Genomic DNA, 26377 nt, shown 5'->3' with positions numbered 1-26377 from the left:
ACATGACGAAGAACCTGGACGATTTCATCGCGGCACGAAGAAACGTGCCCTTCGAGTACTTCCGGCACGACTGCGCGCACATCGCGGCGGACTGGATCATCGCGCGCACGGGCAGGGATCCGCTCGCGGATCTGCGTGCAGCGGATGCGCCTGTCGGAAGCAAGAACCTGTTGGCTGCCATGCGTGTCGTGCGCGCGGCCGGCGGGTTCCTGTCGGCAGCCACCGCACGGCTCGGACCACCGCTGCCTGGTGCGATGGCGCAGCGCGGCGACGTGGTGCTGGCGCGCAGCGGTGGCAAGGTGGGGCGTGTGTCGGGCTACAGCTTCGGGATCTGCACGGGGTCGCACATCGCGGCGCCGGCGGTGGATCGGCTGGTGTTCCTTCCACTTATCGCGGGGGTAGCGGCATGGCGTATCTGATTCGGAGAGTTCTGGTCGCAGTCGCGCTGCTGTCGGTCTGTGGTGCGGCGAGCGCTGACGTTGTCTCAGGGATCATCGGGCTCATCGGTGCGATCAGCAGCAGTTCCGTGGCGACCTGGGTTGTGGTCGGACTGAGCGTTGTATCGAGCGCCTATAGCAACACGCAAGCCAAGAAGCAGGCCAAGGCCGCCGCGGCCCGCAAGCTTGCCGAGGATGTCGCGAACATCAAGGAGCGCACCACCACGATCATCGCGTCCGATGCGCCCCACACCGTCATCTATGGTGAGCCCGCGCCGATCGGCGGTGCCGTCGTGGCCGTGCTCACCGGCGGTGAGTACAGCCACCTGAAGCACGTCGTGATGGTGCTGGCCGCGCACCCTTGCGAGGCCGTGACCGACATCCAGATCGACGGCGTCTCGATCGGTGCGCTCGATGCAAGGGGCTATTCATCGAACCCGGAATTCATCGTCACCGATTCCGAGTCGATCGGCGGCGGGGTGCCCGGCGTCAACGTGCAGATCCACCTGTCGCCCGACGGCGTCGACACGGCCGATGCATACATGCGCGAGAACCTCGATCCGTGGCCCGCCAGCAAGGGTTTGTGGACCGAAGCGCACAAGCTCAGCGGCTACACCTACATCGTCGTCACGCTCAACCTCTTCGTCGACCGATTCCAGGGCGGCCTGCCGACGATCACCGCGAGCGTGAAGGGCAAGAAGGTCCACGACCCGCGCACCGGTGCGACCGCGTACAGCCGCAACCCCGCGCTGTGCCTGGCCGACTTTCTGCGCTCGGAGGAAGGCTACCTCGCCTCCAACGACCAGATCGACCAGAACGCGCTGATCGTTGCCGCCAACGCCTGCGACACGACCATCTACAACCCTGCCACGGTTGCCGCCGATCGCCCCAACTACGGTGGCAGTGTCGCGCGCTACACCTGCGACGGCATGTTCCGTTCGGACCAGGATCGCGACAGCACGCGTCAGCAGCTGGAAGACACGATGGCGGGCTACAGCCTCGAGTCGGGTGGTGTGTGGCGCATCCTGGCCGGTGCCTGGACCACGCCCGTTCTCTCGCTGACCGACGACGACCTGCTGGCGCCCATCACAGTGGTGCAGACCTGCAACCCAGGCACCGCGCGCTACAACGGCGCGAGGGGTACCTACGTCAACCTCACGCGCAACGGCGTGTCGGAAGACTTCAAGCAGTACCAGAACTCGGTCTTCCGCGAGAACGACCAGAAGGACAAGTTCCTCGACCTCGTGCTGCCGTTCACCACGGCCCATACGCGCACCCACCAGATCGCGCGCGTGCTGGTTGAGCAGAGCCGCGGCGGCTTCGTGCTGCAGGTCCATCCGAAGATGCTCGCGTGGCACCTCCAGCCGGGTGACCGCATCGTGCTGACGAGTGCGCTCTATGGTTTCTCCAACAAGCCGTTCCGCGTGCAGGACTGGACCTATTCGCTGAACTCGCCGCTGTCGTTCCAGGTCATCGAGGACGAGGAGGCCTTCTACGACACTGCCGACGAGGTGCGGCGGGATTCATCGCCGAACACCAACCTGCCGAACCCCTTCCTGCTGCCGCAGCCCCCGCTCGATCTGCAGGTGCGCAGCGGCCAAGAGCAGATGGTGCAGCAGGGCGGCACGCTGGTGATCCGCGCACGCGTGAGCTGGTCCGCATCGGCGGAAGACTCCGTGCGTCGCGGCGGCAACGTGCAGGTGCAATGGCGCACGACCACGCCTGTCGGCGACTGGCAGAGCATCACTCTTCCGGGCACGGCCACCGAGACCTTCCTGCTCGGCCTCGAGGTGCACGGCGAGTACCAGGTGCGCGTGCGTTTCATGACGGCCTATGCGTCGAGCTACTGGACGATGGTCACGCACACGCTGCAGGGCGCGAGCGTGAAGCCCGGCGATGTCGAGGGGCTGAGCCTTGCCGTCGAACCGAATGGCGTGGTGGCACGCTGGTCGGCTCCTGCGGGTATCGATCTACTTGAGTGGGGCGCGACGCGGATCTTCGTGGGCCCGACCTTCGAGACGGCTGTGGAGCGGTGGACCGGCAAGGCCCTCACCGCGAACATCGGCTGGCTGCCCGCGGGCACGGTGAAGGTGTGGGCGCAGCATGGCAATACGCAGGGGGTGTGGGGTATTCCGATCTCGACCACGATCGAGATCGCGCAGCCCGCGCAACCGATCGTGCGTGGCGAGGTATGGGGATCGCAGATCGAGATGGCCTGGCAGCCGTGCGGCACCACGCAGCCGATCTCCGCATACATCGTTAAGGTGGGGCCGACATTGGCCGAGGCGGTCGAGATCGGGCGTACGAGCTCGCTCAACTTCGTACGCAACGAGCCGGTGGCTGCCACGCGCATCTATTGGGTGACTGCGTTCGATGCGGCCGGCAATGCCAGTGATGCCGGCTATGTCCAGCTTGCTTCGCTGCCCTCGATCGACGATGCGATCAAGGAGCTGCAGGAAGGTCTGGACGAACAGATCGCGGATCTGCTGAACGTCAATTCTGGTATCAGCGAACGTCTGATCGACGAATCCATCGAGCGCGGGACTGCGATCACGCACGTGGAGAAGGTGGTCAGTGACGCGGCCGAGCAATTGGCGCAGCGCATCGACATCGTCTCGGCGCGTGCTGTGGGCTACGTGCGTGCCAACCTGGTGTTCAATGGCGGGTTCGAGTTCGACCTCGACAGATGGGACCAGCAAGGGCTCGCCTGGAATGTTGCGGAAGACGACTGGGGCACCTCTGCACGTCTGCAGACGGCGATTCCAGCGACGGGGCGCTTGATCAGCGGCAGCTTTCCCGCGAAGCAGGGAACCTGGTATGCCGGCTCGGGCGACTCGATGTTCGAAAGCGATGCGGGTCGCTGTGGCTTTGCGCTCGAGTTCTTCGATGGTTCCGGCAACTCGCTGGGTGGCGCGAGCAACATCCGGGAGGGGCGGCACGGATTCATGAACGAGCAACTCCGGCGCAACGACTTCGCTGTCGAAGCGCTGGCGCCAGTAGCTGCAGCGACGGGCCGGATCATCTTCCAGTGGTCCGACTACGCCGCAGGTGGAGCGATCGGTGTGCGATTCGTGAAGGTCGAACAAGGGCGCTTCCCGGTGACGCCTTTCACCTCGGAGACCAGCGATCGGGGCGCCGTGGCAGCCATCCGCGAGGAAATGACAGCACGTGCAGCCGCCGATGCGGCGGAGGCAGCGGCACGCTCGACTTTGGTGGCGCGCGTCAACGGCGCCGAGGCTGCGATCAATCAGGAAGCGCTGGTGCGCGCCGATGAGACAGGCAAGCTGTCGGCGAAGTGGGGACTGAAGGTCACAGCCGGAAACAAGGTGGCTGGCGTACTGCTGAACAACGATGGCCAGGAGAGCAACTTCACGGTGCTGGTCGATCGCTTCGCGGTGGCGCAGCAAGCGGCAGGCGGTGTCACGAAGTATCCCTTCGTTGTCGGCTCCGTGGCTGGTGCCTCGACCGTGGGCATCGACGGTACGCTGATCGTCGACGGCACGATCCTCGCGCGTGCGATCAATGTCGACCGGCTGTCCGCGATCACTGCGAGATTGGGCTACGTGAATGCGGGCCAGATCGACATTTCCGGCGACGGGGTCGGCGGCTGGGGGTATCTGCGCAGCGCAAACAAATGGCTCGGCGATGGGAGCTGGGGATGGGTTCTCGCACGCCATACCGGCGGAGACACCTTCGTCGAGCTGAACTGCAACGGCATGGGGCTGCAGATGCAGAACGCCACCGGGCGTTTCCGGCTCTGGGGTCCTGGCTTCAACCTGCAGAACGAAGGGCTGACGATCAACCAGGTGGATGTGATCGACACATTGAACCTGCGAGGGCAGGCTGTGACGGTGCCGTCTTTCGCTTCGTCCACGACGAACTCGGTGTCGGTCAATCACTTCATTCCTGGCGGTGTGCCGCTGGACACTTTCATCCAGGGCTCTGTCTTCGTGGCGCAGACGGGCTATGTCTCGCTGTTCGTCGACGGGGGGCTGCGATGGTTGGGTGCCGGCATAGCCGGGACCACCGTGACAGGAGGCATCCAGGTGTCCCTGAATCCCGGCTGGCACTCGATCAGTCTTCTTACGCCTGCACAAGTCGGTACCGCGGGCTCCTCCATCTACGCACTTTCCACGCGCCGCTGAACCATGCCTCATTTCACCGTCTACAACACCCGTACCGGCGAGATTCGCTGCACCGGAACGCAGGCCACCGTCGAGTGGTGCCATGCACAGGCCGGGCCTGGCGAGTCCGTCTATCTGGGGCCGGCGCAGCCCGGCTCGTACATCCGGAACGGCTCTCCAGAGCCACTGCCGGAGCGACCAAGCGAGCACCATGTCTTCGACTGGTCACTGCATGCGTGGAGCGATCCGCGTACGCCGGATGACCGCAGGACTCAGCTCAAGGCCGACCTCGCCGAACAACGCTGGAACGCAGAAACCGGTGGCCTGACGCTGCCGGACGGCCTACGCGTGCGGACTGGCCGCGAAGACCGCGCGGCGTTGGCCCAGATGCTGGCCGATATGGAAGCCGGGGCCATCGACCAGGTCGACTTCAAGACGACCGATGGCTTCGTCACGCTCACTCGCGAAGAGGTTCGCGTCATCTCGCGCGCCATCGCCGACCACGTGCAGGCGTGCTTCACCGCCGAGCGCGCGGGCCATGTCTTCATCGACGGGCTCGGCGCCGCAGATATCCCGGCCAGCTGCAACCTGGCCGACTTCATGGGCGAACAGCCCTTCAACCCTTTGCTTGCATAAACAACTCAACCAGGAGCTCTCAATGGCATATTCATCCGCATCCGCCAACGCCTTCATCAAGCTGATTCTTCTCGGCACGCCGATTGCCGGACTTGCCGACAACGCCTCGGTGAATCCGTCGACGGATCTCTACATCAGTCTTCTCACCGCCGCGCCCGGTGCCGGAGCGAATCAGAGCACCAATGAACTGGTGTATCCGGGCTATGCGCGGATCGCCGTGCCGCGCAGTCCGGCCGGCTGGTCGGTGATCGGGAGCGAGGCATTCCTCGTGAATGCGCTCGAGTTCCTGGAAGTGGCGGGCACGGCCGTGGGCACGGCCACGCATCTGGGCATCGGCACCGCGGCCGCGGGCAACGGCCTGTTGCTGCTGCACGGTGCCCTGACGCCCGTGATCCCGATCCAGGCCGGCGTGGTTCCCCGCCTGAAGACGTCGACCAAGGTCGCGTTCCTGACGGTCTGAACGGCACAGCGCAATGGCACACAAGACAGCCGATCGCATTCTGGAGGCCAGCACCACCGTGGGGCTGGGTTCCTTCGCGCTGGAGGGCGCCGTCGATGCATATCGACCGTTCTCCGCAGCTGGCATGGCAGAGGGAGACACCTGCCACTACATGATCAACGCGGTCGACTCGGTCGGCCGCCCAACCGGCCTGTTCGAACTGGGCCGGGCCACGATGACCGGCGGCGCGCTGGCGCGCACCCTGGTCATCGCATCGAGCAACGATGGCGCCAAGGTCGATTTTCCGGTGGGACCGAAGCAGATCGGGCTGACCATTCTTTCGGCCTCCACCGAGCAGCTGAAGGCCGACTGGCAGGAGGCGCTGGGTCTCGACCAGACGGGCATGGTCTGCTATTTCGCGCAGGCGACGCCGCCCACGGGCTACCTGAAGCGCAACGGCGCGGCGGTTTCGCGCACGACCTATGCGCGGCTCTTCGCGAAGATCGGGACGACCTATGGGGCGGGCGATGGGTCGACGACTTTCAACCTGCCTGATGGGCGTGGGGTGTTCGATCGAGGGCTGGACGATGGGCGGGGGCTGGATCCTGGCCGGACGCTGGGGTCCTATCAGGACAGCGCGAACCTGTCGCATGCGCATGGCGTGGTGGACCCTGGACATGCGCACGCGATCACGGATCCTGGTCATGCGCATGGAGTATCCGATCCCGGGCACTCACACAGCACATGGACAGATGCTCAAGGCCATCACAGTCATGGATACGTAGCTCCACAACTGTCGGGCGTTGGTTCATATGCTGCAGGCGTATTCGGGCGATTGGCCGATGGCGATTCGGGCAAGAGCACCGACGGCGCGGGTAGTCATGCCCACAACGTGAGCATCGGCGGTTCCGGTACGAGCATCAGCATCTACGGTGCTGCCACCGCCATCGTGATCAAGACCGGCTCCACGGGGATTTCGCTGAACACCAGCGGCGAGACCGAGGCCCGACCACGCAACAACGCGTACCTCGCGTGCATCAAGTACTGACCATGAAAACAAAGACCGTCTATTCATTCGGCCCCGACCGCGTCTACATCGGCCGCGTCGAGCTCGACGAGAGCGATCTCTCGCCGGCCGACGAGGGCGAGGTGTGGCTCGTGCCCGGCAATTGCCTCTTGGCGGAGCCACCGCAGCCCGTCGAAGGCAAGCGCTACTTCGCGGCTGCCAATGGCATGTGGATTGCCGAGGACATGCCAGTGCCGGAGCCTGTGCCCGAACTGCCGGTGACTCCGGAGCCTGAAACGCCTGGCGACGAGCCAGCGGTGGTAGCTGAACCGCATGTGCCGACTTTCGAAGAACGTGCCGCGGCCTTGCGCGACGGGGTGCAGAAGCACCTCGACGACACCGCGGTCGCGTATGGCTTCGACGACATCAGGACTGCGGTCACGTACGCCGAAGAGCCGGCTGTTCCACGCTTCCAGGCGCAGGGTCGCGCCTTCCGTGCGTGGCGCTCGCTGGTATGGGACTTCTGCTATTCGCTGCAGGACAAGGTCGCAGCAGGCCAAGCCGACGAGCCGACGCTGGAGCAGCTGCTGCCGATGCTGCCAGTGTGCGACTTCATCGCCTTCCAGCCGACGCCTGTGCAGGAGTCCGACTCGACGACGCCGACGACCGGCTCGCCAGCGGAGTAGCCCCATGTACGGCGCATTGACCTTCGGGGTCTCGACCTTCGGCGCCAAGCCGTTCTCGGGAGCGCTCGTCTACGAGGTCGCAGGCTATCTTGCAGGGGACGCCAGCTTGGCGGGTAGCGGTGCGAGCCGGGCTTCGTCCTCCGGCTTGCTGGAACTGGGGGCTTATGCAGCAGGCGGCCTTGCGGCCGTGCGTAGCACCGCTGGGGCGATGACGCAGGGCGCCACGCTCGATGCGCCTGCATCGATCGTGTCCAACGTCTCCGGCCTGATGCCGCAGTCCGCACCGCTGCTCGGTGTTGGCGTGGGCGTGGTGTCTTCGGAAGGCTACGTCGAGGCGGCGGCGAACTTCCTCGGCTATCGCCTGCGGGCGTACGACCAGCTCTTTCCTGCGAATGTCGCCAACGGTGACATCGTCCAGATCGGATCGCGGCTGTATGAGTGGCGCGCCAACGCCGGGCGCTGGCGTCCGGCGGGGGCTGCGCCTTAACGGGAGGGAAGAGGAGGAAATCCCTGGGCTTGTGCCCGCCATGCAGGCGTGGACATCGAGAAGATGAGTATCATTCTCATCTTCTAGGGCCTTCCCTCCCCTCCTCCATGAATCTCCGAACGACCTCGCGCGCCGTCCGGCGTGCGTCGTGACTGCCGGCGTTCGTTACCGCCTCGGCGTTGCCTCGCGCGCGATTGCCGCCATCGCGGGCGGCTATGGCGTCGCGGCACTGTCTTCCATCGTGCTCGCGCTGTGCCTGCCCGTCATCTTCGGCATGGCCCGCAGCGAAGCCACCATGACCGGCCTGCTCGCGTCCTTCGCGGTCTTCGCGTTCGCCGTGATGTGGGTCTTCGCAGCGCGCACGGCATTGCGCGCATGGACGGTGCTTGTCGCCATCGCGGCCGCGTTGGGGCTGCTCCTGCTGTTCATGCGAACCGTTGGAGGCGGCGCATGAAGGAGGGCTTCCGCCAGTCGATGGCCTGGCTGCACACCTGGTCGGGCCTGCTGGTCGGCTGGGTGCTGTTCATGGTGTTCGCGGCTGGCACGGCCTCGTACTTCAAGGACGAGATCACTTTCTGGATGAAGCCCGAGCTGCATGCGCCGGCCGCGAGGGCGGAGGTTCCGCCAATCCAGGCGGTCGAAGACGCGGTGGCCTACCTGCAGAAGCACGGCGCGCAGAGCCCGCGCTGGTTCATCAACCTGCCGAACGAGCGCCAGCCGTCGACCGACGTGCTGTATCTCGCCGCGCCCGCTTCAGGGGCCGCTGCCGGCGACAAGCCGCGCCGCCGCTTCGACCGCGCGTCGCTCGACCCTGCCACCGGCGATGCTCTCTCCGCCCCGCGCGTCACGCGCGGCGGCGAGTTCTTCTATCGTCTGCATTTCGACCTGCACTACATGCCCGCGCTGTGGGCGCGCTGGATCGTCGGCTTCTGCGCGATGTTCATGCTGGTGGCGATCTTCAGCGGCATCGTCACGCACAAGCGCATCTTCAAGGACTTCTTCACCTTCCGCCCGAAGAAGGGCCAGCGTTCGTGGCTCGACGCGCACAACGTGACGGCGGTGCTCGCGCTGCCCTATCACCTGATGATCACGTACACGGGCCTCGTCACGCTGATGTTCATGTACATGCCCTGGGGCCCGCAGGTGGCCTACAAGGACCATGGCGGCGAGCAGGCGTTCTTCTCCGAGGTCTTCCCGGGCGGCGGTCGCGACCAGGTCAAGGCATCGGGCACCAAGGCTCCGCTGGCGCCCATCGCGCCGATGATGGCGCAGGCCTCCGCGCACTGGAACGGCGCCGCGGTGGGCCGCGTCACCGTGCACCAGCCCAACGACGCGAACGCGGTCGTCGCGCTCACCCGCGCCGAAGGTCCGCAGCTCTCGTACGACAAGCCTTCGATGCTTTTCAACGGCACCACCGGTGCGTTGATCGGCGCGTTCGGCGACGTGCCGAAGGCCGCGGCCGAGACGCGTGGCGTGCTCTACGGCCTGCACATCGCGCGCTTCGGCGATCCGCTGCTGCGCGCGCTGTTCTTCCTCTCGGGGCTCGCGGGCTGCCTGATGGTGGCGACCGGGCTCCTGCTGTGGGCCGTGAAGGAGCGCCAGAAGTTCGCGAAGACGCTCAAGCAGGGCGGGCGCGTGAGCATCGGGCTGAGGCTGGTCGACGGCCTGAACCTTGGCGCGATCGCCGGCCTGCCCGTTGCGATGGCCGCCTTCTTCTGGGCCAACCGCCTGCTGCCCGTCGGCATGGCGGAACGCGGTGAGGCCGAGATCCGCTGGTTCTTCATCGTCTGGGGCGCTGCCGCCGTGCTGGGGCTGCTGCGGCCCACGCTGCGCATGTGGCAGGCGCAACTGGCGGCCGGTGCGCTGCTGTTCGTGCTGCTGCCTGTGCTCAATGCCTTCACCGGCCCGGCGCCGTTGACCGTGAGCCTGCGTTCGGGGCCGAGCGCGGTGGCGGGTTTTGACCTCGTCGTGATCGCGCTGGGCCTGGGGCTCGCGGGCGCGGTATGGATCGTCGAGCGCAAGCGGCGCAAATCGGTGGCTGCCAGGCAGCAGCAGACGGAGAAGAAGCAGCAGCCGCAACAGCCATCGCCGCTCGCCACCTCCAGCCAGGGCTCGTGACGACGATGGATTCGCCTCTTCTCTCCCTCGTGTTCGCCGCATCGCTCGCGGGCTTCTGCGTGCTGAGCCTCGCGATGGACCGCCACAGCGAGGACGTCTACGGCCGCGGCAGCACGCCGGGCCCGTGGCGGCGCTGGTTGCAGCTCGGCGGCGCGGTGCTGTTGTGCCTGTCGCTGGGTGCCAGCCTGCGGGCGGCGGGCAGCGCCGCCGGCTGGGTGCTCTGGCTGGGCGCGCTCACGGCGGCTGCGTGGGCGACGGTGGGGCTGCTCAGCTATGCGCCGCGGCGCTTTCACTGGATCGCGTTTGCGGCCACCGCCGTCGCGCTGTGCAGCCTGCTGCTGAGCTGGTTGTAGCCGTCCGCGTCGGTCGTCATGCCGTGACGACGGTAGTGCGCAGCGCCTGCCCGCTCATCGCGCCTTCCACCGCCGACACATAGAGCCGCGCCACATCGCGCGCCAGTGTGCCTCTCGGGCCCTGGAGGCCCAGTGCGTCGAGTGTCTCCTGTACCCAGCCCGGCGCGACCACGTTCACGCGCAGGCCGCGAGGCAGCTCCGGCGCGGCCTGCGCCACGAAGGCTTCGAGTCCGGCATTCGCGAGCGCACCCGCGCTGCCGCCCGGCAGCAGTCCGTCGAAGCGGCCTCCAGTCAGTGTGACGGAGCCGCCTTCGCGCAATCGCGCCGAGGCACGCTGCAGCAGCGCGATCTGTCCGAACAGCTTGGCCCGCAGCGCATGCGACAGCGCTTCGTCCGTCAACGTGCCGAAGTGCGCCAGCTTCACGCTCGCCGCCGTGGAAACTACCGCGTCGATGTCGGGCACCGCGTCGAACAGCGCGTCGATGGTCTGCGGCACTGCGAGGTCTACGCCCGGCCTGCTGCCGCGCGACACCGCGATCACTTCGTGCCGCGTGCCCAGCGCCTCGATCACCGCGCGGCCGATGGTGCCGCTCGCGCCGATCACCACAACCTTCCGCCTCTTCTGCGTCATCCCGGTCGACGCACCGAGCTGCCGCCCGAGAGCACGCCCTGCGTCATCGGCAGCGCCATGAAGTCGTGCGGAAAGCCCATGGCGACGGCGCTGGCCGCATCGAGCCGCTGCAGCGCCGAACCGTCGAGCTCCACGTCGAGCGCGCCGAGGTTGTCCTCGAACTGCGCGAAGGTCCGCGCGCCGATGATCGGTAGCACCGTCGGCGCGCGGCGATGCAGCAGCCAGGCCAGGGCGATCTGCGCGCTCGAGCGGCCCTGCTCCTTCGCGATCTGCGCGACCACTTCGGCGATGTCGAGCGAGCGGGCGGTCAGCGCGCCGTTGCCCACGGCCACGTCCTTGCGCGAGCCCGTCACGCCCGAGCCCGGGTCCTTGCGATGGTCGAGGTCGGCGCGTGTGTACTTGCCCGAGAGCACGCCGCTGCCCAGCGGCGACCATGCCAGCACGCCAAGGCCCAGCTCCTGCGCCATCGGCAGCAGCTCGCGTTCCACGGTGCGTTCGATCAGGCTGTATTCGATCTGCAGCGCCACCAGCGGCGCCCAGCCGCGCAGCTCGGCCAGCGTCTGCATGCGCGCGATCTGCCAGGCCGGCGTGTCGGAGATGCCCGCGTACAGCACCTTGCCCGAGCGCACCAGGTCGTCGAAGGCGCGCATCACTTCATCGAAGGGCGTCAGGTTGTCCCAGATGTGCAGGTACAGCAGGTCGATGTAGTCGGTGCCCAGGCGCTTCAGGCTGGCCTCCACCGAGCGGACCATGTTGCGACGGTGGTTGCCGCCCGCGTTCGGGTTGCCCGGCTGCATGTTGAGCGAGTACTTCGTGGCCACCACCACCGACTCGCGCCGGTCGGCGATGAACTGGCCCAGCAGCTGCTCCGAGCTGCCGTTGGTATAGAAGTTGGCGGTGTCGATGAAGTTGCCGCCGCGCTCCACGTAGGCGTCGAACATGCGGCGCGATTCGCCCGCGTCGGCGCCCCAGCCCCATTCCTGACCGAAGGTCATGGTGCCCAGCGACATGGGGCTGACGCGCAGGCCCGAGCGGCCGAGGGTGATGTAGTCGTCCAGCTTCATGATGGAAATTCCTTTCGTTCGTTTCGAGGTTCGGGTGGCGACGCGAGGGCCGCATCGCCATGCCCTGAAAGGTATTGCCGCGATTGCTTCGGAAAAAGCAGGCTGGAGCGAATGCTTTATGAAGCTGATCTTCATAATGGCCGCCATGTCGCCCGAACTGCTGCCCGCCATCGCCGCCTTCGCCCGCGTGGCGCACCACGCCAGCTTCACTCGCGCCGCGGAAGAACTCGGCGTGTCGCCATCGGCCCTCTCGCAGACCGTGCGCACGCTCGAGCAAAAGCTCGGCGTGCGCCTGCTCGACCGCACCACGCGCCGCGTCGGCGTGACGGAGCTGGGCCAGCAGTTCCTCGCGGGTGCGCAGTCGGGGCTTGCAACGCTGGCACAGGCGGTCGAAGGCATCGACGAGGCGCGCGACAAGCCCGCCGGCCTGCTGCGCCTGAACGTCTCGCGCGTGGCGGCGGAGCTGCTCTTCTTCCCGCACTTCGGCGCGTTCGCCGCCGCCTATCCCGACATCACGCTCGAGTTCGTCTGCGACAACCGCATGGTCGACCTGGTGGAAGGCGGCTTCGACGCCGGCATCCGTTTAGGCGAAAGCCTCGCGCAGGACGTGGTGGCCGTGCCCGTGGGCGGGCCACTGCGCATGGTCACCTACGCGGCGCCCAGCTACCTGAAGGGGCGCAAGCTACCGCGCACGCCTGAAGACCTGCGCGAGCACCGGTGCCTGAACTACCGCCTGACCACCGGCGGCCTCTATCGCTGGGAATACGCGCAGGACGGGCGCGTGCTCGACGTGGAACTTGCAGGCCCGCTCATCAGCAACGACAGCGACCTGCTGCTTGCGGCCGCCCGCTCCGGCGCGGGCATCGCCGTCTCGTTCGAGGGCGCGGTGCGCGAAGACTTCGCGAGCGGCCGCCTCGTGCCGCTGCTGGAGCCCTGGTGGCCCACCTTCCCGGGCTTCTATCTCTACTACCCGAGCCGCGCGCAGATGCCGCGCAAGCTGCGGGTGTTCATCGATTTCCTGCAGGCGCGGCACGCGCCGCCACCGGTGTCGCAGCGGGCGGTCAAGAATGCGTCGGTACCGCGATCGCGCCGGCCTGCCGCTACAGCTCCCGCACAGCGCGGGGCAGCCGCTCGTACAGGATCGTGACCAGCGAACGGGCCTCGGCCTCGTCGAGCGAAGGCGCGACCCTGAAGGTGCGCTGTCCGTAGTCGAACGCGATCGGCCCAACTCCCGCGCCGAACAACGGCGGCATCACTGCGCGCTGGTTGCGGAAGACGTCGAACGAGAACTCGACGACCCGCAGGCGCGAGATCGCGTGGATTGCGTAGGCGCGCGTGCGCCCCAGACCCCAGATTTCCACGCGATGAACCAACGAGCCTTCTTCGACCGAAATCAGTTCACGGCCGAAGAGCTGCCACAGCACGCAGAAGAATGCCCACGCACCACCCGCGGTCCAGCCCGCGAGCCAGAGCGTGAGGAACCATCGGTTCTCGCTGCCGCGGCGGCTCGGGTGCAGCAACTCGTTCGCGGCCATGAACTCGCCGAAGCACCAGCCACCGAGCCACACGCACATGAAAAGCAGAAGCGCCCAGTGCTTGCGCGCTGGCACCACGGCCCGAAGCCCGCCGCCGGATGTCGTCTCGATGGCGTAACGGGCGGGCAGCGGCTGGACGTTCATGGCGGCCGGGCGTCAAGCCCGCATCAGCGCCTCGATCTCGTCCGCCTTCACCGGCACGCCGCGCGAAATGAGTTCGCAGCCGGTGGCGGTGACGATCGCGTCGTCTTCGATGCGGATGCCGATGTTGTGGAACTGCTCGGGCACGCCGTCGGCGGGCCGCACGTAGATACCGGGCTCCAGCGTGAGCACCATGCCGGGGTGCAGGATGCGGCTGGGCCGGTTCTTGATGACTTCGTTCGACAGCGGATCTTTCCGCTCGCTCACCTCGCCGACCTGCGTGGGCTCGACGTAGCTGCCGCAGTCGTGCACGTCCATGCCGAGCCAGTGGCCGGTGCGGTGCATGTAGAACTGGAAATAGGCGCGCGTGTCGATCACGTCGTCGACGCTGCCGACCTTGTTGGCGTCGAGCAGGCCGAAGTCGAGCATGCCCTGGGCCAGCACCCTCACCGCCGCGTCGTGCGGGTCGTTGAAGCGATTGCCGGCCTTGGTGGCGGCCGCAGCCGCGTCCTGGCTGGCGAGTACGAGGTCGTACAGCGCGCGCTGCGGGCCGGTGAACTTGCCGTCGGCGGGAAAGGTGCGGGTGATGTCGCTGGCGTAGCCGTCGAGTTCGCAGCCCGCGTCGATCAGCACCAGTTCGCCCTTGCGCACGGGCGCGGCGTCGGCGCGGTAGTGCAGCACGCAGGCGTTGGCGCCTGCCGCGACGATGGAGTAGTAGGCCGGGTACTGCGAGCCGCCGAGGCGGAATTCGTGCAGCAGTTCGGCGTCGAGGTGGTATTCGCGGGCGTCCTTGCCCTCGCGCAGCATGCGGGCCGACAGCTGCATCGCGCGGACGTGCGCGCGGGCACTGATCTGCGCGGCGCGGCGCATGATGTCCTGCTCGTGCGCGTCCTTGACCAGGCGCATCTCGTCGAGCGGGCCGCACAGGTCGCGCTGCTCGTCGGGGCACAGCGCGCCGAACCGCACGCGAGCGCGCACCGATTGCAGCCAGCCGTCGACGCGGCTTTCCAGGCCCTTGTGGATGGCGAACGGAAACCACACGGTGGCGCGGTTCTCGAGCAGCTTGGGCAGCTTCGCGTCGAGTTCGGTGACGGGGAATGCCTCGTCGACGCCGAGCGCCGCGGGCGCCGCGTCGGGGCCGAGGCGGTAGCCGTCCCAGATCTCGCGCTCGATGTCCTTGGGCGCGCAGAACAGCGTGGCGCGGCCGTCGCCCGCCAGCACCAGCCATGCATTGGGCTCGGTGAAGCCGGTCAGGTAATAGAAGTAGCTGTCGTGGCGATACAGGAAATCGGTGTCGCGGTTGCGCGGCCGCTCGGGCGCGGTCGGGATGATGGCGATGCCGTCCTTGCCGAGTTGCGAGGCGAGGCGCGCGCGGCGCTCGGCGTAGATCGTGGTGGCGATGTCTGCTGCGGTCATCTTGTTGGCGTCGTGTTCAGTTGGGCGAGCCGCTCGGGGGTTCCCACGTCGGTCCAGGGGCCGGTGTAGAGCTCGGCGCTCACGAGTTCATTGTCCATCGCGGCGCGCAGGATCGGCGCCAACGGGGCTTTGCGGCCGGCGGGGTTGCCGGGCGGGATGTCGCAGTAGGGCCGCGCGAAGAGCGCGGCGCGATACAGGCCGATGGTCGAGAAGGTGAACTTCTCGGGCGCGGTGTTGAGCGCGAGGCCGTCCGCCGAGAGGCCGAAATCGCCCTTGAGGTTGTGGGCGGGGTTGGGCACCAGCCACAGGTGCGCGAGCTTGCCGCTGGCCATGAATCGGTCGACCGAAGCCTGCGTGAAGGCGAATCCGGGCGCGAAGACGTCGCCGGCCGCGACCCAGAACACGTCGCCCAGCAGGGGCAGCGCGCGCACGATGCCGCCGGCTGTTTCCAGCGCGCCGCCGAAGTCGCGGCCCTCGTCGGAGTATGAAATCGATAGCGCGGGATGCCCGTCCAGCAAAGGCTTTGCGCCGAATCGATCCGAAATCTGCACGCCGAGCCAGTCGGTATTGACGATCAGTTCGGTGAAGCCGCCAGCGGCCAGCGCCTCCATCGGCCATTGCATCAGGGGCTTGCCGCGCACTTCCAGCAGGGGCTTGGGGCAGCTGTCGGTCAGGGGCCGCATGCGCTCGCCGCGCCCGGCGGCCAGGATCATGGCCCGCACCGCGTTGCCGCTCACGCCGCGACCCGTCCGCGCTGCAGTTCGTTGCGCTCGCTGTGCCGGGGCTGGAACAGCGACACCAGGCACTCCATCAGCGCGTGGGCCTTGGCCGAGTGGTCGCCGCTGAAGTTGCAGACGTACACGTCGAGCGTCACGCCGCGCTGCTCGGGCCAGGTGTGGATGCACAGGTGCGACTCGGCCAGCAGCACCGTGGCCGTGACCCCGCCCGGGCCCTGCGCCGTGGCCGGAAAACCGTGGATCAGCTTGCCCACCGCCTGCAGTCCGGCGGCGCCCACCGCCTTGAGGCAGACCGCGCCCAGGGCGTCGCGGTCGGTGAGCCATTGGAGGCCGCATTGGCAGTCGTGGAGGTCGGCGGTGAGGTGCAGGCCGTGCATGGGTGGCAACTCTAGCAGTCCGTCTCGGGGGTGGAACGCACAGAAGCATCGGAAGGGTGTTCAGGCCGTATCGGGAGCGTCCGGGGCTCGCCCGGTAAAATCGCGGGTTCTCCCCACCCCAATCCTCCCTTTTCCCTCCGAAAGCCCACCGCACATGGCAAACCACGCCCTGATGGCCAACGCAATCCGCGCCCTGGCCATGGATGCCGTTCAACAAGCAAATTCCGGACATCCGGGCGCACCGATGGGCATGGCCGACATGGCCGTCGCACTCTGGGGCGATCACCTTCGCTACAACCCCGCCAATCCGCACTGGTTCGACCGCGACCGCTTCGTGCTGTCGAACGGCCACGCCTCGATGCTGCTGTACTCGGTGCTGCACCTGACCGGCTACGACCTGCCGATCGGCGAGCTCAAGAACTTCCGCCAGCTGCACAGCAAGACCGCCGGCCACCCCGAAGTGGACGTGACCCCGGGTGTCGAGACCACCACCGGCCCGCTGGGCCAGGGCATCACCAACGCCGTGGGCTTCGCGCTGGCCGAGAAGCTGCTGGCCGCCGAATTCAACCGCAAGGATCACGCCGTGGTCGACCATCACACCTACGCCTTCCTGGGCGACGGCTGCATGATGGAAGGCATCAGCCATGAAGCCTGCGCGCTGGCCGGCGCCTGGCACCTGAACAAGCTGATCGCGCTGTACGACGACAACGGCATCAGCATCGACGGCCAGGTCAAGCCCTGGTTCATCGACAACACCGAAGAGCGCTTCAAGGCCTACGGCTGGAACGTCATCGGCCCGATCGACGGCAACGACGCCGCGGCTGTGTCCAAGGCCATCGCCAAGGCCAAGAAGGAAGAATCGAAGCCTACGCTGATCGTCTGCAAGACCGTCATCGGCAAGGGCAGCCCGAACCGCGCCGGCACCGCCAAGGCGCACGGCGAGGCGCTGGGCGCGGAAGAAATCGTGCTCACCCGCGAAGCCATCGGCTGGCCGTACCCTGCTTTCGAGATCCCGGCCGATGTGTATGCCGACTGGGACCACAAGGAAGCCGGCGCCAAGACTGAAGCCGCCTGGAACGACAAGTTCGCTGCCTATGCCGCCGCCTACCCCGAGCTGGCCGCCGAGTTCACCCGCCGCATGAAGGGCGAGCTGCCCAAGAACTTCCACCAGGTGGCGTTCGACACCGTGGTCGCGGCCCATTCCAAGGGCGAGACCGTCGCCAGCCGCAAGGCCAGCCAGCTCGCGCTCGAAGCCTTCACCGCCGCGCTGCCCGAAATGCTGGGCGGCAGCGCCGACCTGACCGGCTCGAACCTCACCAACACCAAGAGCACCGCCGCGCTGCGCTTCGATCCGAAGACCGGCGCCGTGGTCATGAACGTGCCCGCGGTCCCTGCCAAGCAGGGCGCGGAAGACGAAGCCAAGCCCGAAGCCCCGGCCGAAGCGCCGCACGGCACCATCGGCCGCCACATCAACTACGGCGTGCGCGAGTTCGGCATGGCCGCCATCATGAACGGCGTGGCGCTGCACGGCGGCTACATCCCCTACGGCGGCACCTTCCTCACCTTCAGCGACTACAGCCGCAACGCCATTCGCATGGCCGCGCTGATGAAGCGCCGCGTGGTCCACGTGTTCACGCACGACTCCATCGGCCTGGGCGAAGACGGCCCGACGCACCAGTCGATCGAGCACGCCGCCTCGCTGCGCCTCATTCCTAACCTCGACGTCTGGCGTCCGGGCGACACGGCCGAAACCGCCGTAGCCTGGGCCGTGGCGCTGCAGAACCAGTCGCGTCCCACGGCGCTGCTGCTGAGCCGCCAGAACATCGCCTACGCGCCGAAGAGCGAACTCGGCGACATCAGCCGCGGCGCCTACGTGCTCTCCGAGCCCGAGAACGTCGGCCTCAAGAACAAGAAGACGGCGGCGGTCATCATCGCCACCGGCTCCGAAGTGCAGCTCGCGCTGGCCGCCCAGAAGCTCTTGGCCGAGAAGAAGATCGCCGTGCGCGTGGTGTCGATGCCCTCGACCACCACCTTCGACCGCCAGGACCTGGCCTACAAGAAGGCCGTGCTGCCGAAGAAGCTGCCGCGCATCGCGGTGGAAATGGGCTGCACCGGCGGCTGGTGGAAGTACGGCTGCGCCGCCGTCGTCGGCATCGACACGTACGGCGAGTCGGCGCCCGCGCCGGTGCTGTTCAAGCACTTCGGATTCACGGCGGAGAACGTCGCCGCCACGGTGGAAGCGGCGCTGCGCGACTGATCCCTTCTTTCGCCGTTCACGACAGACAACAGTTTTTCAACCTTAGGAGCAAGTCAGATGGCTATCAAACTCGGTATCAACGGCTTCGGCCGCATCGGTCGCAACGTGCTGCGCGCAGCCGTGCAGAACTTCAAGAACGACATCGAAATCGTTGCCATCAACGACCTGCTCGAGCCCGACTACCTGGCCTACATGCTCCAGTACGACTCGGTGCATGGCCGCTTCAAGGGTGAAGTCACGGTCGAAGGCAACACGCTGATCGTGAACGGCAAGAAGATCCGCCTGACGCAGGAGCGCGACCCCGCGCAACTGAAGTGGAACGAAGTCGGCGCCGACATCGTGCTCGAGTCGACCGGCCTCTTCCTCACCAAGGAAACCGCGCAGAAGCACATCGACGCGGGCGCCAAGAAGGTGATCCTGTCGGCACCGTCGAAGGACGACACCCCCATGTTCGTCTACGGCGTGAACGACAAGAAGTACGCCGGCGAAGCCATCATCAGCAACGCCAGCTGCACCACCAACTGCCTGGCCCCGCTGGCCAAGGTGCTGAACGACAAGTGGGGCATCAAGCGCGGCCTGATGACCACCGTGCACGCCGCCACCGCCACGCAGAAGACCGTGGACGGCCCGAGCAACAAGGACTGGCGCGGTGGCCGCGGCATCCTGGAAAACATCATCCCGTCGTCGACGGGCGCGGCCAAGGCCGTGGGCGTGGTGATCCCCGAGCTCAACAAGAAGCTCACCGGCATGAGCTTCCGCGTGCCGACCTCCGACGTGTCGGTGGTCGACCTGACGGTCGAGCTGGTGAAGGAAGCCACGTACAAGGAAATCTGCGCCGAGATGAAGGCACAGAGCGAAGGTGCGCTCAAGGGCGTGCTGGGCTACACCGAAGACAAGGTCGTGGCCACCGACTTCCGCGGCGACCCGCGCACCTCGATCTTCGACGCCGAAGCCGGCATTGCGCTCGACGGCACCTTCGTGAAGCTCGTGAGCTGGTACGACAACGAGTGGGGCTACTCGAACAAGTGCCTCGAGATGGTGAAGGTCGTGTCGAAGTAAGACTTCGCGGCTTCAACGAAAAACGCGCCCTCGGGCGCGTTTTTTATTGGGCTCCTTTTATCGGGCTCCTCGCTGCTATCGCAGCTTCTCGTTCCTGCGGACCTCGCTGCTCAGCTGCGACGTCAGCCGCGTCGCGGCCCTTCGCGCCGCCAGCCCGAAGTCGCCCTTGAACTCGCCGAACTCCGCCGTGCCGTTGCCGACAGCACGTACCCGCGTGACCTCGGCGCCGGCAGCATCGGTCACCACGCACGAGACCTCGACCGTGAACGAGGTCGGCGGCCAGCTGATCCATGACGACGAGCTCGAATCGGTCTTGATGCGCGGCGAGAACACCAGCGATACGCCTGCCGCCTCGTTCGCCTTCGCGTCGCCGGCGGTGCGCAGCACGATCACATCGCGGTACACGGCGCGCAGCGCGTCGCGGATCGACTTCTCCAGGTCGCGGTACGGGTAGTAGCTCACGCGGTCGCCGCTGCCGCCGGGGGTGATCACTTCGAGGTCGCGGTCGGCGTCGGTCATCACGTAGGCGACCTTCTTCGCAACGAGGTGCGCCTGCGAACGCGCCGGCGCGGTCTCGGTGATCATGGTGATCGGGTGCACGCAGCCGGCGAGCAGCAACAGGGCCGACAGCGCGATGGTCGCTGGACGAAAAAGGAACTGCATCGAAGCGCCTCCTGGCCTCTGGGGATCAACGGCCGATGGCGGCCACGAACTGCGGATCGGCGTACACCTGCCGCAGCAAGGCACGCACGAGGCGCGGGTACGCGGCCTGCCCGGCCGGCACGGCGACGATGCTCGCGTAGCTCGAATCGAAGGCGGTTTCGGCGCGGTAGGTCTTGCGCAGGCGCTGTGCGGTGTCGCGCGTGACGGTGATCTCGACTTCCATGCGGCCGCTGCCGTTGATCACGCCGAGGTCGATCTCGTTGACCAGCACGCGTGCCGCGATGCGCGTGGGCGCCTTCGGGTCGTAGGCGGAGATCTCGCTGAGGTCGCGCATCATCGCGTCCTGCAGGTACTGCGCGAAGCTGCCGCTGGGCGACAGCAGCCTCGCACTGCGCAGGCGCACCGTGTTGACCTTCTCTTCGGCGTCGGTGGGCTGCGCCTTCGCGAGGGCCACCATGCCGGGGCGCGTGGCCTCCAGCTTGTCGAGGGTTTCGTAGTCGGCGGCGTAGGGCGGCGCCAGCAATGGCGCGCAACCGGTGGCCATTGCGGCGGCTGCCAGCACGGCTGGCAAGAGCAGGCTGCGCCAGCGCCAGCTCTGCTGCGAACTAAAGATCGCCATCCCTTCGGTTCCCCTCTCTCTTCACGAGGCCCGCAATGCATGCATGGTGCATCGGTGGCGCGTGCTCCCGGCGCGACGGTAGCACGCATCGCGCGGCGCGCGAATGCATGAAGCCGCGAAACCGGAAGGTGCGCGCAGGGGCGAAGGCGAGCCTCAGACCGGCTCGAGCACGTGGATCAGCTTGCTCTCGGTGAATTCCTTCGTCTTCTCGCTGTGGGCCTTCATGTGCGGCGCGACCGCGTGCGCCTGCAGGTGCGCCAGCGTTTCCCACTTCTCGATCACGACGAAGGTGTCGGGGCCGAAGCTGGCCTTCGATGCCGGGATGCCTTGCGCATCGACCGTGGCGCCGTACTCGATGCAGCCTGCCTCGGCCAGCACGGCCGCGCGGTTGGCGGCGAAGGCTTCGAGCAACCTGGCGCGCTGGCCCGGCTTGGCGGTGATGACGGCGACGACGTGGATCATTGAAAGGGTCTCCGGTTGGTTGGTTGGGTGAGTGATGGGTGCGACGTTCGAATCTAAGAGATTTGGCGCGACCGTGCCGGTCAGGTCGGCGACAACGCCACGGCCTTGTCCCTATCATCGCCCGCATGTTCTTTCCGCTGCCCCGCACGGCCACCGCGCCCTTCTGTCCTTCCGAAGTCAAGGGCAGCGTGGCCGTCCCGCAGGACCTGCCGTTCCACAAGAAGCTGATGCGCTACGCGGGCCCGGGCCTGCTGGTGTCGGTCGGCTACATGGACCCGGGCAACTGGGCGACCGACATCGAGGCCGGCTCGCGCTTCGGCTACGGCCTGCTGTTCGTGGTGCTGCTGGCGAGCCTCTCGGCGATGCTGCTGCAGACGCTGTGCGTGCGGCTGGGCATCGTCGCGCGCAAGGACCTGGCCCGCGCCTGCCGCGAGCATTACTCGCCGCGCGTCAACCGCCTGCTGTGGCTGGGCGCCGAGCTGGCCATCGTGGCCTGCGACCTCGCCGAGGTGCTGGGCAGCGCGCTCGCCTTGCACCTGCTGTTCGGCGTGTCGATCCCGGTGGGCATCGCCATCACGGCCTTCGACACGCTGCTGGTGCTGGGCCTGCAGGGCGCGGGCTTCCGCCGCGTGGAGGCCATCGTGCTGGGGCTCGTGGGCACCATCGCGGCCTGCTTCGTCGTCGAGCTGGCGATGGCGCCGCCCAACTGGTTCGGCGTGGCGATGGGCTTCGGCCCCAGCCTGGAGCGGCTGCACCAGCCGGGCGCGCTGTACCTGGCCATCGGCATCGTGGGCGCGACGGTGATGCCGCACAACCTGTACCTGCATTCGTCCATCGTGCAGACGCGCCTGATCGCCGACACCGAGCCCGCGCGCCGCGAGGCGGTGCGCTTCTGCACGCTCGACGCGGTGGTGTCGCTCTCGCTCGCGCTGCTGGTCAACGCGGCCATCATGGTGCTCGCGGCCAGCGCCTTCCACGCCACCGGCCACCGCGAGGTGACGGAGATCGACGACGCCTACCGGCTGCTGGAGCCCATCGTCGGCAGCGCGGTCGCAGCCACGCTGTTCGGCATCGCGCTGCTGGCCTCGGGGCAGAGCTCGACCTTCACCGGCACCATCGCGGGCCAGATCATCATGGAAGGCTTTCTCGACCTGAAGATCCCGTGCTGGCAGCGCAGGCTCATCACGCGCGCGCTGGCGCTCGGGCCGGCATGGCTGGGCGTGTGGTGGTTCGGCGACGGCGGCGTAGGCAAGATGCTGGTGCTCAGCCAGGTGGTGTTGAGCTTCCAGCTGCCGTTCGCGATGTGGCCGCTGATCCGCTTCACGAGCAGCCGCGCGCTGATGGGCGGCTTCGCCAACGGTCCGGTGGTGAAGTCGCTGGCCTGGCTGCTGTTCGCTGTGATCGGCTGCGCCAACGTGTGGCTGATCGCTTCGGTGGTCTCAGGCGGTTAGGGCGACCAGGGCGGCTAGGGCGTGCCCGCGTCCTTCCAAAGGTGCACCAGCGCATCGGGCGCATCGGCTTCCGGCACCTCGAAGCTCACGGAGATTTCCTGCACGCCGGCGCCCTGCACGAGCACCTCGACGCGATAGAAGCGTTGGTCGCCGCCGCTCACCGTCGCGCCGGGCTGGCCGGCGTGGGGCACTGCACTTTGCAGCGCGTCGCCGATCTGCCTTCGCAGCTCGTCGCTGCAATCGCCGAGCTGGAAGCTGCGCGGCCGCGCCAGTCCCGGCAGATAGGCCAGCCCGCCCTCGCGCGTCACGCGCACGACGGTCGCTTCATCGAGTGGCGGCAGGCGGATCATGGCTCGGTCACTCCGGTGGCCAGCCATGCGTCGGCCACGGCCTTGTGGACCGCGCTGCCCGCGCCGAAGCGCCGCGAGGCGATCTCGATGCTGAGCGTGGCGAAAGCCGCGAAGTCGGCGTCCGCGCGCAGGCGCCTGTCGCGCAGCGTGTCGTACCAGACGCGGCCCGCGCCCTCCCACGCCGGCCCTTCCACGGCGACGGCTGCAAGGTAGAAGGCGCGGTTCGGAATGCCCGAATTGATGTGCACGCCGCCGTTGTCCTGCGTGGTGGAGACGAAGTCCCTCATGTGCGCGGGCTGCGGGTCCTTGCCGATCACCGGGTCGTCATAGGCGGTGCCGGGCTCTGCCATCGAGCGCAGGGCCTTCGCCTTCACCTTCGGCGTGAAGAGCCCGGCGCCGACGAGCCAGTCGGCCTGTTGCGCGGTCTGTTTCAGCACGTGCTGCTTCACGAGCACGCCGAACACGTCGCAGATCGACTCGTTGAGCGCGCCGGGCTGCCCCTGGTAGACGAGCCCGGCCTCGTGGTCGATCACGCCGTGCGTGAGTTCGTGGCCGATGATGTCCACCGCGATGGTGAAGCGGTTCATCACCTCGCCGTCACCGTCGCCGAACACCATCTGCGCGCCGTTCCAGAAGGCGTTGTCGTAGTTTTTGCCGTAGTGCACGCTGCCGGTCAGCGGCATGCTCGCGCCGTCGATGGAGTCGCGCCCGTACACGTCGTGGTAGAGCCGCCATGTGGCGCCCAGGTGCTCGTAGGCCTCGTCGGCCGCAATGTCGCCGGTGGCCGGCTTGCCTTCGGTGCGCACCAGCCGGCCGGGCAGTTCGGTGGTGTGGCCCGCGTCATGGATGGCGCGCTCGGGTGAGTTCGCCCGAGCGGGGCGCACGGGCGTGCCCGTGACGTTCGAGACCACCGCCGGCGGCACGAAGCCGCGCAGCGCGCGGTGCTCGCGATCGATGGTCAGCGTGTTCACCGCGCGTTCGCTGAGCGGCGGGCTGGCGCTTTCGGCGAGCCGGCTCAGCAGGTAGGGCGGCACGAAGGCGGGCGGCAGGATCTGCGGTGTGCGCGACGGCATGGACGGGCCTTTCGTCGAAGGTCGATCGGTGTCGATCGGTTCGAAGGCACCGTAGCAGAAACACAGGCTCGCGCCTGTCGGATCGTGGCTCAAGCCCTGGGCGGCATGTCGTCTTTGCCCAGCGCGGCGGCCATGAAGTCGACAAAAGTTCGCACGCGCGCCGACAGCTGGTGGCGCTGCGGGTACACCGCGTAGATGTCGGCGTCGGGCGTGCGGTAGTTGGCCAGCACCTGCACCAGCCGGCCGCTGCGCAGGTAGCGCGCGATGTCCCACTCGGCGCGCATCAGGATGCCGTGGCCGTCGAGTGCCCAGTTGACCGCGATCTCGCCGTCGTTGGTGCTGAGCATGCCGCGCGTCTTCACCGCCTCGGTGCGTTGCGCCGTGCCGCGTCCGCTGCTCAGCCGCCAGATGCCGTAGGCCTCGTCGCCCTGGCGGATGCCTATGCAGCGATGGCGCGTGAGGTCGTTGGGCACCTTGGGCTGCCCGGCACGCGCGAGGTAGGCGGGCGAGGCGCACAGCAGGCGCCGGTTCGATGCGATGCGCCGCGCGATCACGCGGGCCTCGGGCGGCGCGCCGAAGCGGATGCAGACGTCGAAGGCGTCGTCGGTCAGCGGCGGCGGGTTCACCGAGAGCTGCAGCTGCACTTCGACCTGCGGATGCCTGCGCGCGAACTTCGAGATCAGGGGCGCCACGTGGCTGCGACCGAAGCCCAGCGTGGCGTTCACGCGCAGCAGCCCCTGCGGTTCACCCTTCGCGCCGCCGAGCAGCTGCGCCATGTCGTCGATCTCGCCGAGGATGCGCCGCGCATGCGCCACGTAGAGCTCGCCCTCGGGCGTGAGGCTCATGCGCCGCGTGGTGCGGTTCACCAGCGTGACGCCGAGGCGGGCTTCCATCTGCGCGAGGCGCTTGCTCACGGCCGGCGTGCTGATGCCGAGTTCGCGCGCGCCCGCGCTCAGGCTGCCGCTGGTCGCGAGCGTGGAGAAGAAACCGAGGTCGGCGGGCTGGACCGGGGCTGCCATGGGTGATCCGATTGTTGAACTCAGGTTAACGATGGATTCACTTCCGGCGTGAATCGTTCGATGCGGCCGATCCTACAGTGGGAGCCCGACAGAGCACCTACACACGAACGAGGACATCGACGATGAGCAGCTACAGCATTGCCACCATTCCCGGCGACGGCATCGGCAAGGAAGTGATCCCGGCAGGCCGCCAGGTGATGGAAGCGCTGGCCGAGGCCTCCGGCGGCGCGTTGAGCTTCAGCTTCGAGGACTTCGGGTGGGGCGGCGACTGGTACCGCGAGCGCGGCGAGATGATGCCGGCCGACGGCCTCGACGCGCTGCGCAAGAAGGATGCCATTCTTTTCGGCTCGGCGGGCGACCCGCACATTCCGGACCACATCACGCTGTGGGGCCTGCGCCTGAAGATCTGCCAGGGCTTCGACCAGTACGCCAACGTGCGGCCCACTCGCATCCTGCCCGGCATCGACGCGCCGCTGAAGCGCTGCAGGGCGGAAGACCTGAACTGGGTGATCGTGCGCGAGAACTCCGAGGGCGAGTACGCCGGCGTCGGCGGCCGCGTGCACCAGGGCCATCCGATCGAGGCGGCCACCGACGTGAGCATGATGACCCGCGCGGGGGTCGAGCGCATCATGCGCTTCGCCTTCAAGCTGGCAGGTTCGCGGCCGCGCAAGCTGCTCACCGTGGTCACCAAGAGCAACGCGCAGCGCCACGCGATGGTGATGTGGGACGAGATCGCGCTGCAGGTCTCCAAGGAGTTCCCCGACGTGAGCTGGGACAAGGAGCTCGTCGACGCATGTACCGCGCGCATGGTCAACCGCCCGGCCTCGCTCGACACCATCGTCGCCACCAACCTGCATGCCGACATCTTGAGCGACCTCGCGGCGGCGCTCGCGGGCAGCCTGGGCATCGCGCCCACCGGCAACATCGACCCCGAGCGGCGCTATCCGTCGATGTTTGAGCCGATCCACGGCTCGGCCTTCGACATCATGGGCAAGGGGCTCGCCAATCCGGTGGGCACCTTCTGGTCGGTGGTGATGCTGCTCGAGCACCTGGGCGAAGCCGAGGCCGCGCGCCGCGTGATGGCCGCGGTGGAGCACGTCACGGCCAATCCCTCCCTGCACACGCGCGACCTGGGCGGCACAGCGACCACCGAGCAGGTGACGCGCGCGGTGTGCGCGCACATAGCGGCCGAGCCGCTGCGGTTGGCGGCCTGAACGGCCCGGCCCTTCGGGCGATT

27 protein-coding genes are annotated in these 26377 nt (G+C 67.5%); 15 read left to right on the top strand and 12 right to left on the bottom strand.

Annotation, left to right across the window (positions count from 1 at the left end):
• The first annotated feature begins 2 nt into the window (after positions 1-2).
• The 10 genes from SFB74_RS32935 to SFB74_RS32890 all read left to right on the top strand — a co-directional run bounded on the left by SFB74_RS32935 (position 3) and on the right by SFB74_RS32890 (position 10286).
• Positions 3-419: a DUF6950 family protein gene (locus SFB74_RS32935; protein ID WP_432728576.1), complete on the top strand. Its 417-nt coding sequence runs from the start codon at positions 3-5 to the stop codon at positions 417-419.
• Entirely contained in the window at positions 407-4582 is a 4176-nt protein-coding gene (locus SFB74_RS32930) for a phage tail tip fiber protein (RefSeq protein ID WP_432728575.1), read from the top strand. The genes SFB74_RS32935 and SFB74_RS32930 overlap by 13 nt, the downstream gene beginning before the upstream one ends.
• Before the next feature lie 3 nt (positions 4583-4585).
• Positions 4586-5197, top strand: coding sequence for a DUF4376 domain-containing protein (locus tag SFB74_RS32925; protein ID WP_432728574.1), 612 nt, complete (start codon positions 4586-4588; stop codon positions 5195-5197).
• Between the two features lie 22 nt (positions 5198-5219).
• A complete protein-coding gene (locus SFB74_RS32920; protein WP_432728573.1) occupies positions 5220-5657 on the top strand; it encodes a phage tail fiber protein in 438 nt (145 codons plus the stop codon).
• Between the two features lie 13 nt (positions 5658-5670).
• Positions 5671-6684 carry a phage tail protein gene (locus SFB74_RS32915; protein ID WP_432728572.1) on the top strand — a complete coding sequence of 338 codons (1014 nt, stop codon included), beginning with the start codon at positions 5671-5673 and terminating at the stop codon, positions 6682-6684.
• 2 nt (positions 6685-6686) lie between these two features.
• Complete coding sequence (locus SFB74_RS32910) at positions 6687-7328, top strand: hypothetical protein (protein WP_432728571.1); 642 nt, start codon at positions 6687-6689, stop codon at positions 7326-7328.
• Positions 7329-7332: 4 nt separating this feature from the next.
• On the top strand, positions 7333-7815 hold the full coding sequence (locus SFB74_RS32905; RefSeq protein ID WP_432728570.1) for a hypothetical protein: 483 nt from the start codon (positions 7333-7335) through the stop codon (positions 7813-7815).
• Between the two features lie 148 nt (positions 7816-7963).
• Positions 7964-8269, top strand: coding sequence for an iron transporter (locus tag SFB74_RS32900; protein WP_432728569.1), 306 nt, complete (start codon positions 7964-7966; stop codon positions 8267-8269).
• Complete coding sequence (locus SFB74_RS32895; protein ID WP_432728568.1) at positions 8266-9933, top strand: PepSY-associated TM helix domain-containing protein; 1668 nt, start codon at positions 8266-8268, stop codon at positions 9931-9933. The genes SFB74_RS32900 and SFB74_RS32895 overlap by 4 nt, the downstream gene beginning before the upstream one ends.
• Before the next feature lie 5 nt (positions 9934-9938).
• On the top strand, positions 9939-10286 hold the full coding sequence (locus SFB74_RS32890) for a DUF3325 domain-containing protein (RefSeq protein ID WP_432728567.1): 348 nt from the start codon (positions 9939-9941) through the stop codon (positions 10284-10286).
• Between the two features lie 16 nt (positions 10287-10302).
• Here SFB74_RS32890 and SFB74_RS32885 read toward each other — a convergent pair whose 3' ends face one another.
• Both SFB74_RS32885 and SFB74_RS32880 read right to left on the bottom strand, forming a co-directional pair.
• Positions 10303-10917, bottom strand: a complete 615-nt coding sequence (locus SFB74_RS32885; RefSeq protein WP_432728566.1) for a short chain dehydrogenase — start codon at positions 10915-10917, stop codon at positions 10303-10305.
• Positions 10914-11981, bottom strand: a complete 1068-nt coding sequence (locus SFB74_RS32880; protein WP_432728565.1) for an aldo/keto reductase — start codon at positions 11979-11981, stop codon at positions 10914-10916. Before SFB74_RS32880 ends, SFB74_RS32885 begins: the two co-directional genes overlap by 4 nt.
• A gap of 145 nt (positions 11982-12126) precedes the next feature.
• Between SFB74_RS32880 and SFB74_RS32875 the strand changes: the two genes are divergently transcribed.
• The gene (locus tag SFB74_RS32875; RefSeq protein WP_432728564.1) at positions 12127-13128 is read left to right on the top strand and encodes a LysR family transcriptional regulator; all 1002 of its coding nucleotides are present in this window, start codon (positions 12127-12129) and stop codon (positions 13126-13128) included.
• Here the strand turns inward: SFB74_RS32875 and SFB74_RS32870 are convergent.
• Genes SFB74_RS32870 through speD form a run of 4 tightly spaced genes read right to left on the bottom strand, consistent with a single transcriptional unit; the run spans position 13082 to position 16187 of the window.
• Complete coding sequence (locus SFB74_RS32870) at positions 13082-13660, bottom strand: hypothetical protein (protein WP_432728563.1); 579 nt, start codon at positions 13658-13660, stop codon at positions 13082-13084. The two genes, SFB74_RS32875 and SFB74_RS32870, sit on opposite strands and share 47 nt — an antisense overlap.
• Positions 13661-13672: 12 nt before the next feature.
• The gene (locus tag SFB74_RS32865) at positions 13673-15073 is read right to left on the bottom strand and encodes an aminopeptidase P N-terminal domain-containing protein (RefSeq protein ID WP_432728562.1); all 1401 of its coding nucleotides are present in this window, start codon (positions 15071-15073) and stop codon (positions 13673-13675) included.
• On the bottom strand, positions 15070-15786 hold the full coding sequence (locus SFB74_RS32860) for a nucleotidyltransferase family protein (RefSeq protein WP_432732036.1): 717 nt from the start codon (positions 15784-15786) through the stop codon (positions 15070-15072). The genes SFB74_RS32865 and SFB74_RS32860 overlap by 4 nt, the downstream gene beginning before the upstream one ends.
• A 20-nt stretch (positions 15787-15806) precedes the next feature.
• Entirely contained in the window at positions 15807-16187 is a 381-nt protein-coding gene (speD, locus tag SFB74_RS32855; protein WP_432728560.1) for an adenosylmethionine decarboxylase, read from the bottom strand.
• Positions 16188-16341: 154 nt separating this feature from the next.
• Here speD and SFB74_RS32850 point away from each other — a divergent pair, with 154 nt between their 5' ends.
• Together SFB74_RS32850 and gap are read left to right on the top strand one after the other, a co-directional pair.
• A complete protein-coding gene (locus tag SFB74_RS32850; RefSeq protein ID WP_432728559.1) occupies positions 16342-18444 on the top strand; it encodes a transketolase family protein in 2103 nt (700 codons plus the stop codon).
• Positions 18445-18501: 57 nt separating this feature from the next.
• Positions 18502-19503, top strand: a complete 1002-nt coding sequence (gene gap / locus SFB74_RS32845) for a type I glyceraldehyde-3-phosphate dehydrogenase (RefSeq protein ID WP_176665341.1) — start codon at positions 18502-18504, stop codon at positions 19501-19503.
• A 75-nt stretch (positions 19504-19578) separates the two neighbouring features.
• Here the strand turns inward: gap and SFB74_RS32840 are convergent, their stop codons facing one another.
• The 3 genes from SFB74_RS32840 to SFB74_RS32830 all read right to left on the bottom strand — a co-directional run bounded on the left by SFB74_RS32840 (position 19579) and on the right by SFB74_RS32830 (position 21247).
• Entirely contained in the window at positions 19579-20166 is a 588-nt protein-coding gene (locus SFB74_RS32840) for a hypothetical protein (protein WP_432728558.1), read from the bottom strand.
• 25 nt (positions 20167-20191) lie between these two features.
• Positions 20192-20785 carry a hypothetical protein gene (locus SFB74_RS32835; protein WP_432728557.1) on the bottom strand — a complete coding sequence of 198 codons (594 nt, stop codon included), beginning with the start codon at positions 20783-20785 and terminating at the stop codon, positions 20192-20194.
• Between the two features lie 153 nt (positions 20786-20938).
• Positions 20939-21247, bottom strand: coding sequence for a putative quinol monooxygenase (locus SFB74_RS32830; protein ID WP_432728556.1), 309 nt, complete (start codon positions 21245-21247; stop codon positions 20939-20941).
• Between the two features lie 125 nt (positions 21248-21372).
• Here SFB74_RS32830 and SFB74_RS32825 point away from each other — a divergent pair, with 125 nt between their 5' ends.
• A complete protein-coding gene (locus SFB74_RS32825; protein WP_432728555.1) occupies positions 21373-22698 on the top strand; it encodes an Nramp family divalent metal transporter in 1326 nt (441 codons plus the stop codon).
• Between the two features lie 14 nt (positions 22699-22712).
• Here SFB74_RS32825 and SFB74_RS32820 read toward each other — a convergent pair whose 3' ends face one another.
• From SFB74_RS32820 to SFB74_RS32810, 3 genes are all read right to left on the bottom strand, one after another.
• Positions 22713-23048 carry a protealysin inhibitor emfourin gene (locus SFB74_RS32820; protein ID WP_432728554.1) on the bottom strand — a complete coding sequence of 112 codons (336 nt, stop codon included), beginning with the start codon at positions 23046-23048 and terminating at the stop codon, positions 22713-22715.
• The gene (locus SFB74_RS32815) at positions 23045-24121 is read right to left on the bottom strand and encodes a M4 family metallopeptidase (protein ID WP_432728553.1); all 1077 of its coding nucleotides are present in this window, start codon (positions 24119-24121) and stop codon (positions 23045-23047) included. Before SFB74_RS32815 ends, SFB74_RS32820 begins: the two co-directional genes overlap by 4 nt.
• Positions 24122-24210: 89 nt before the next feature.
• Positions 24211-25140: a LysR family transcriptional regulator gene (locus SFB74_RS32810; RefSeq protein ID WP_432728552.1), complete on the bottom strand. Its 930-nt coding sequence runs from the start codon at positions 25138-25140 to the stop codon at positions 24211-24213.
• Positions 25141-25262: 122 nt separating this feature from the next.
• Here SFB74_RS32810 and SFB74_RS32805 point away from each other — a divergent pair, with 122 nt between their 5' ends.
• Positions 25263-26354 (top strand): tartrate dehydrogenase, encoded by a 1092-nt coding sequence (locus tag SFB74_RS32805; RefSeq protein ID WP_432728551.1) that lies wholly within the window; start codon positions 25263-25265, stop codon positions 26352-26354.
• Positions 26355-26377: the final 23 nt, after the last annotated feature.

Origin of the sequence: Variovorax xiamenensis (genome assembly GCF_050916385.1) — a bacterium.
Taxonomy (GTDB): domain Bacteria; phylum Pseudomonadota; class Gammaproteobacteria; order Burkholderiales; family Burkholderiaceae_C; genus Variovorax.
The sequence above is the reverse complement of the archived record's forward strand: the minus strand, read 5'-3'. Positions and strand labels throughout refer to the sequence as shown.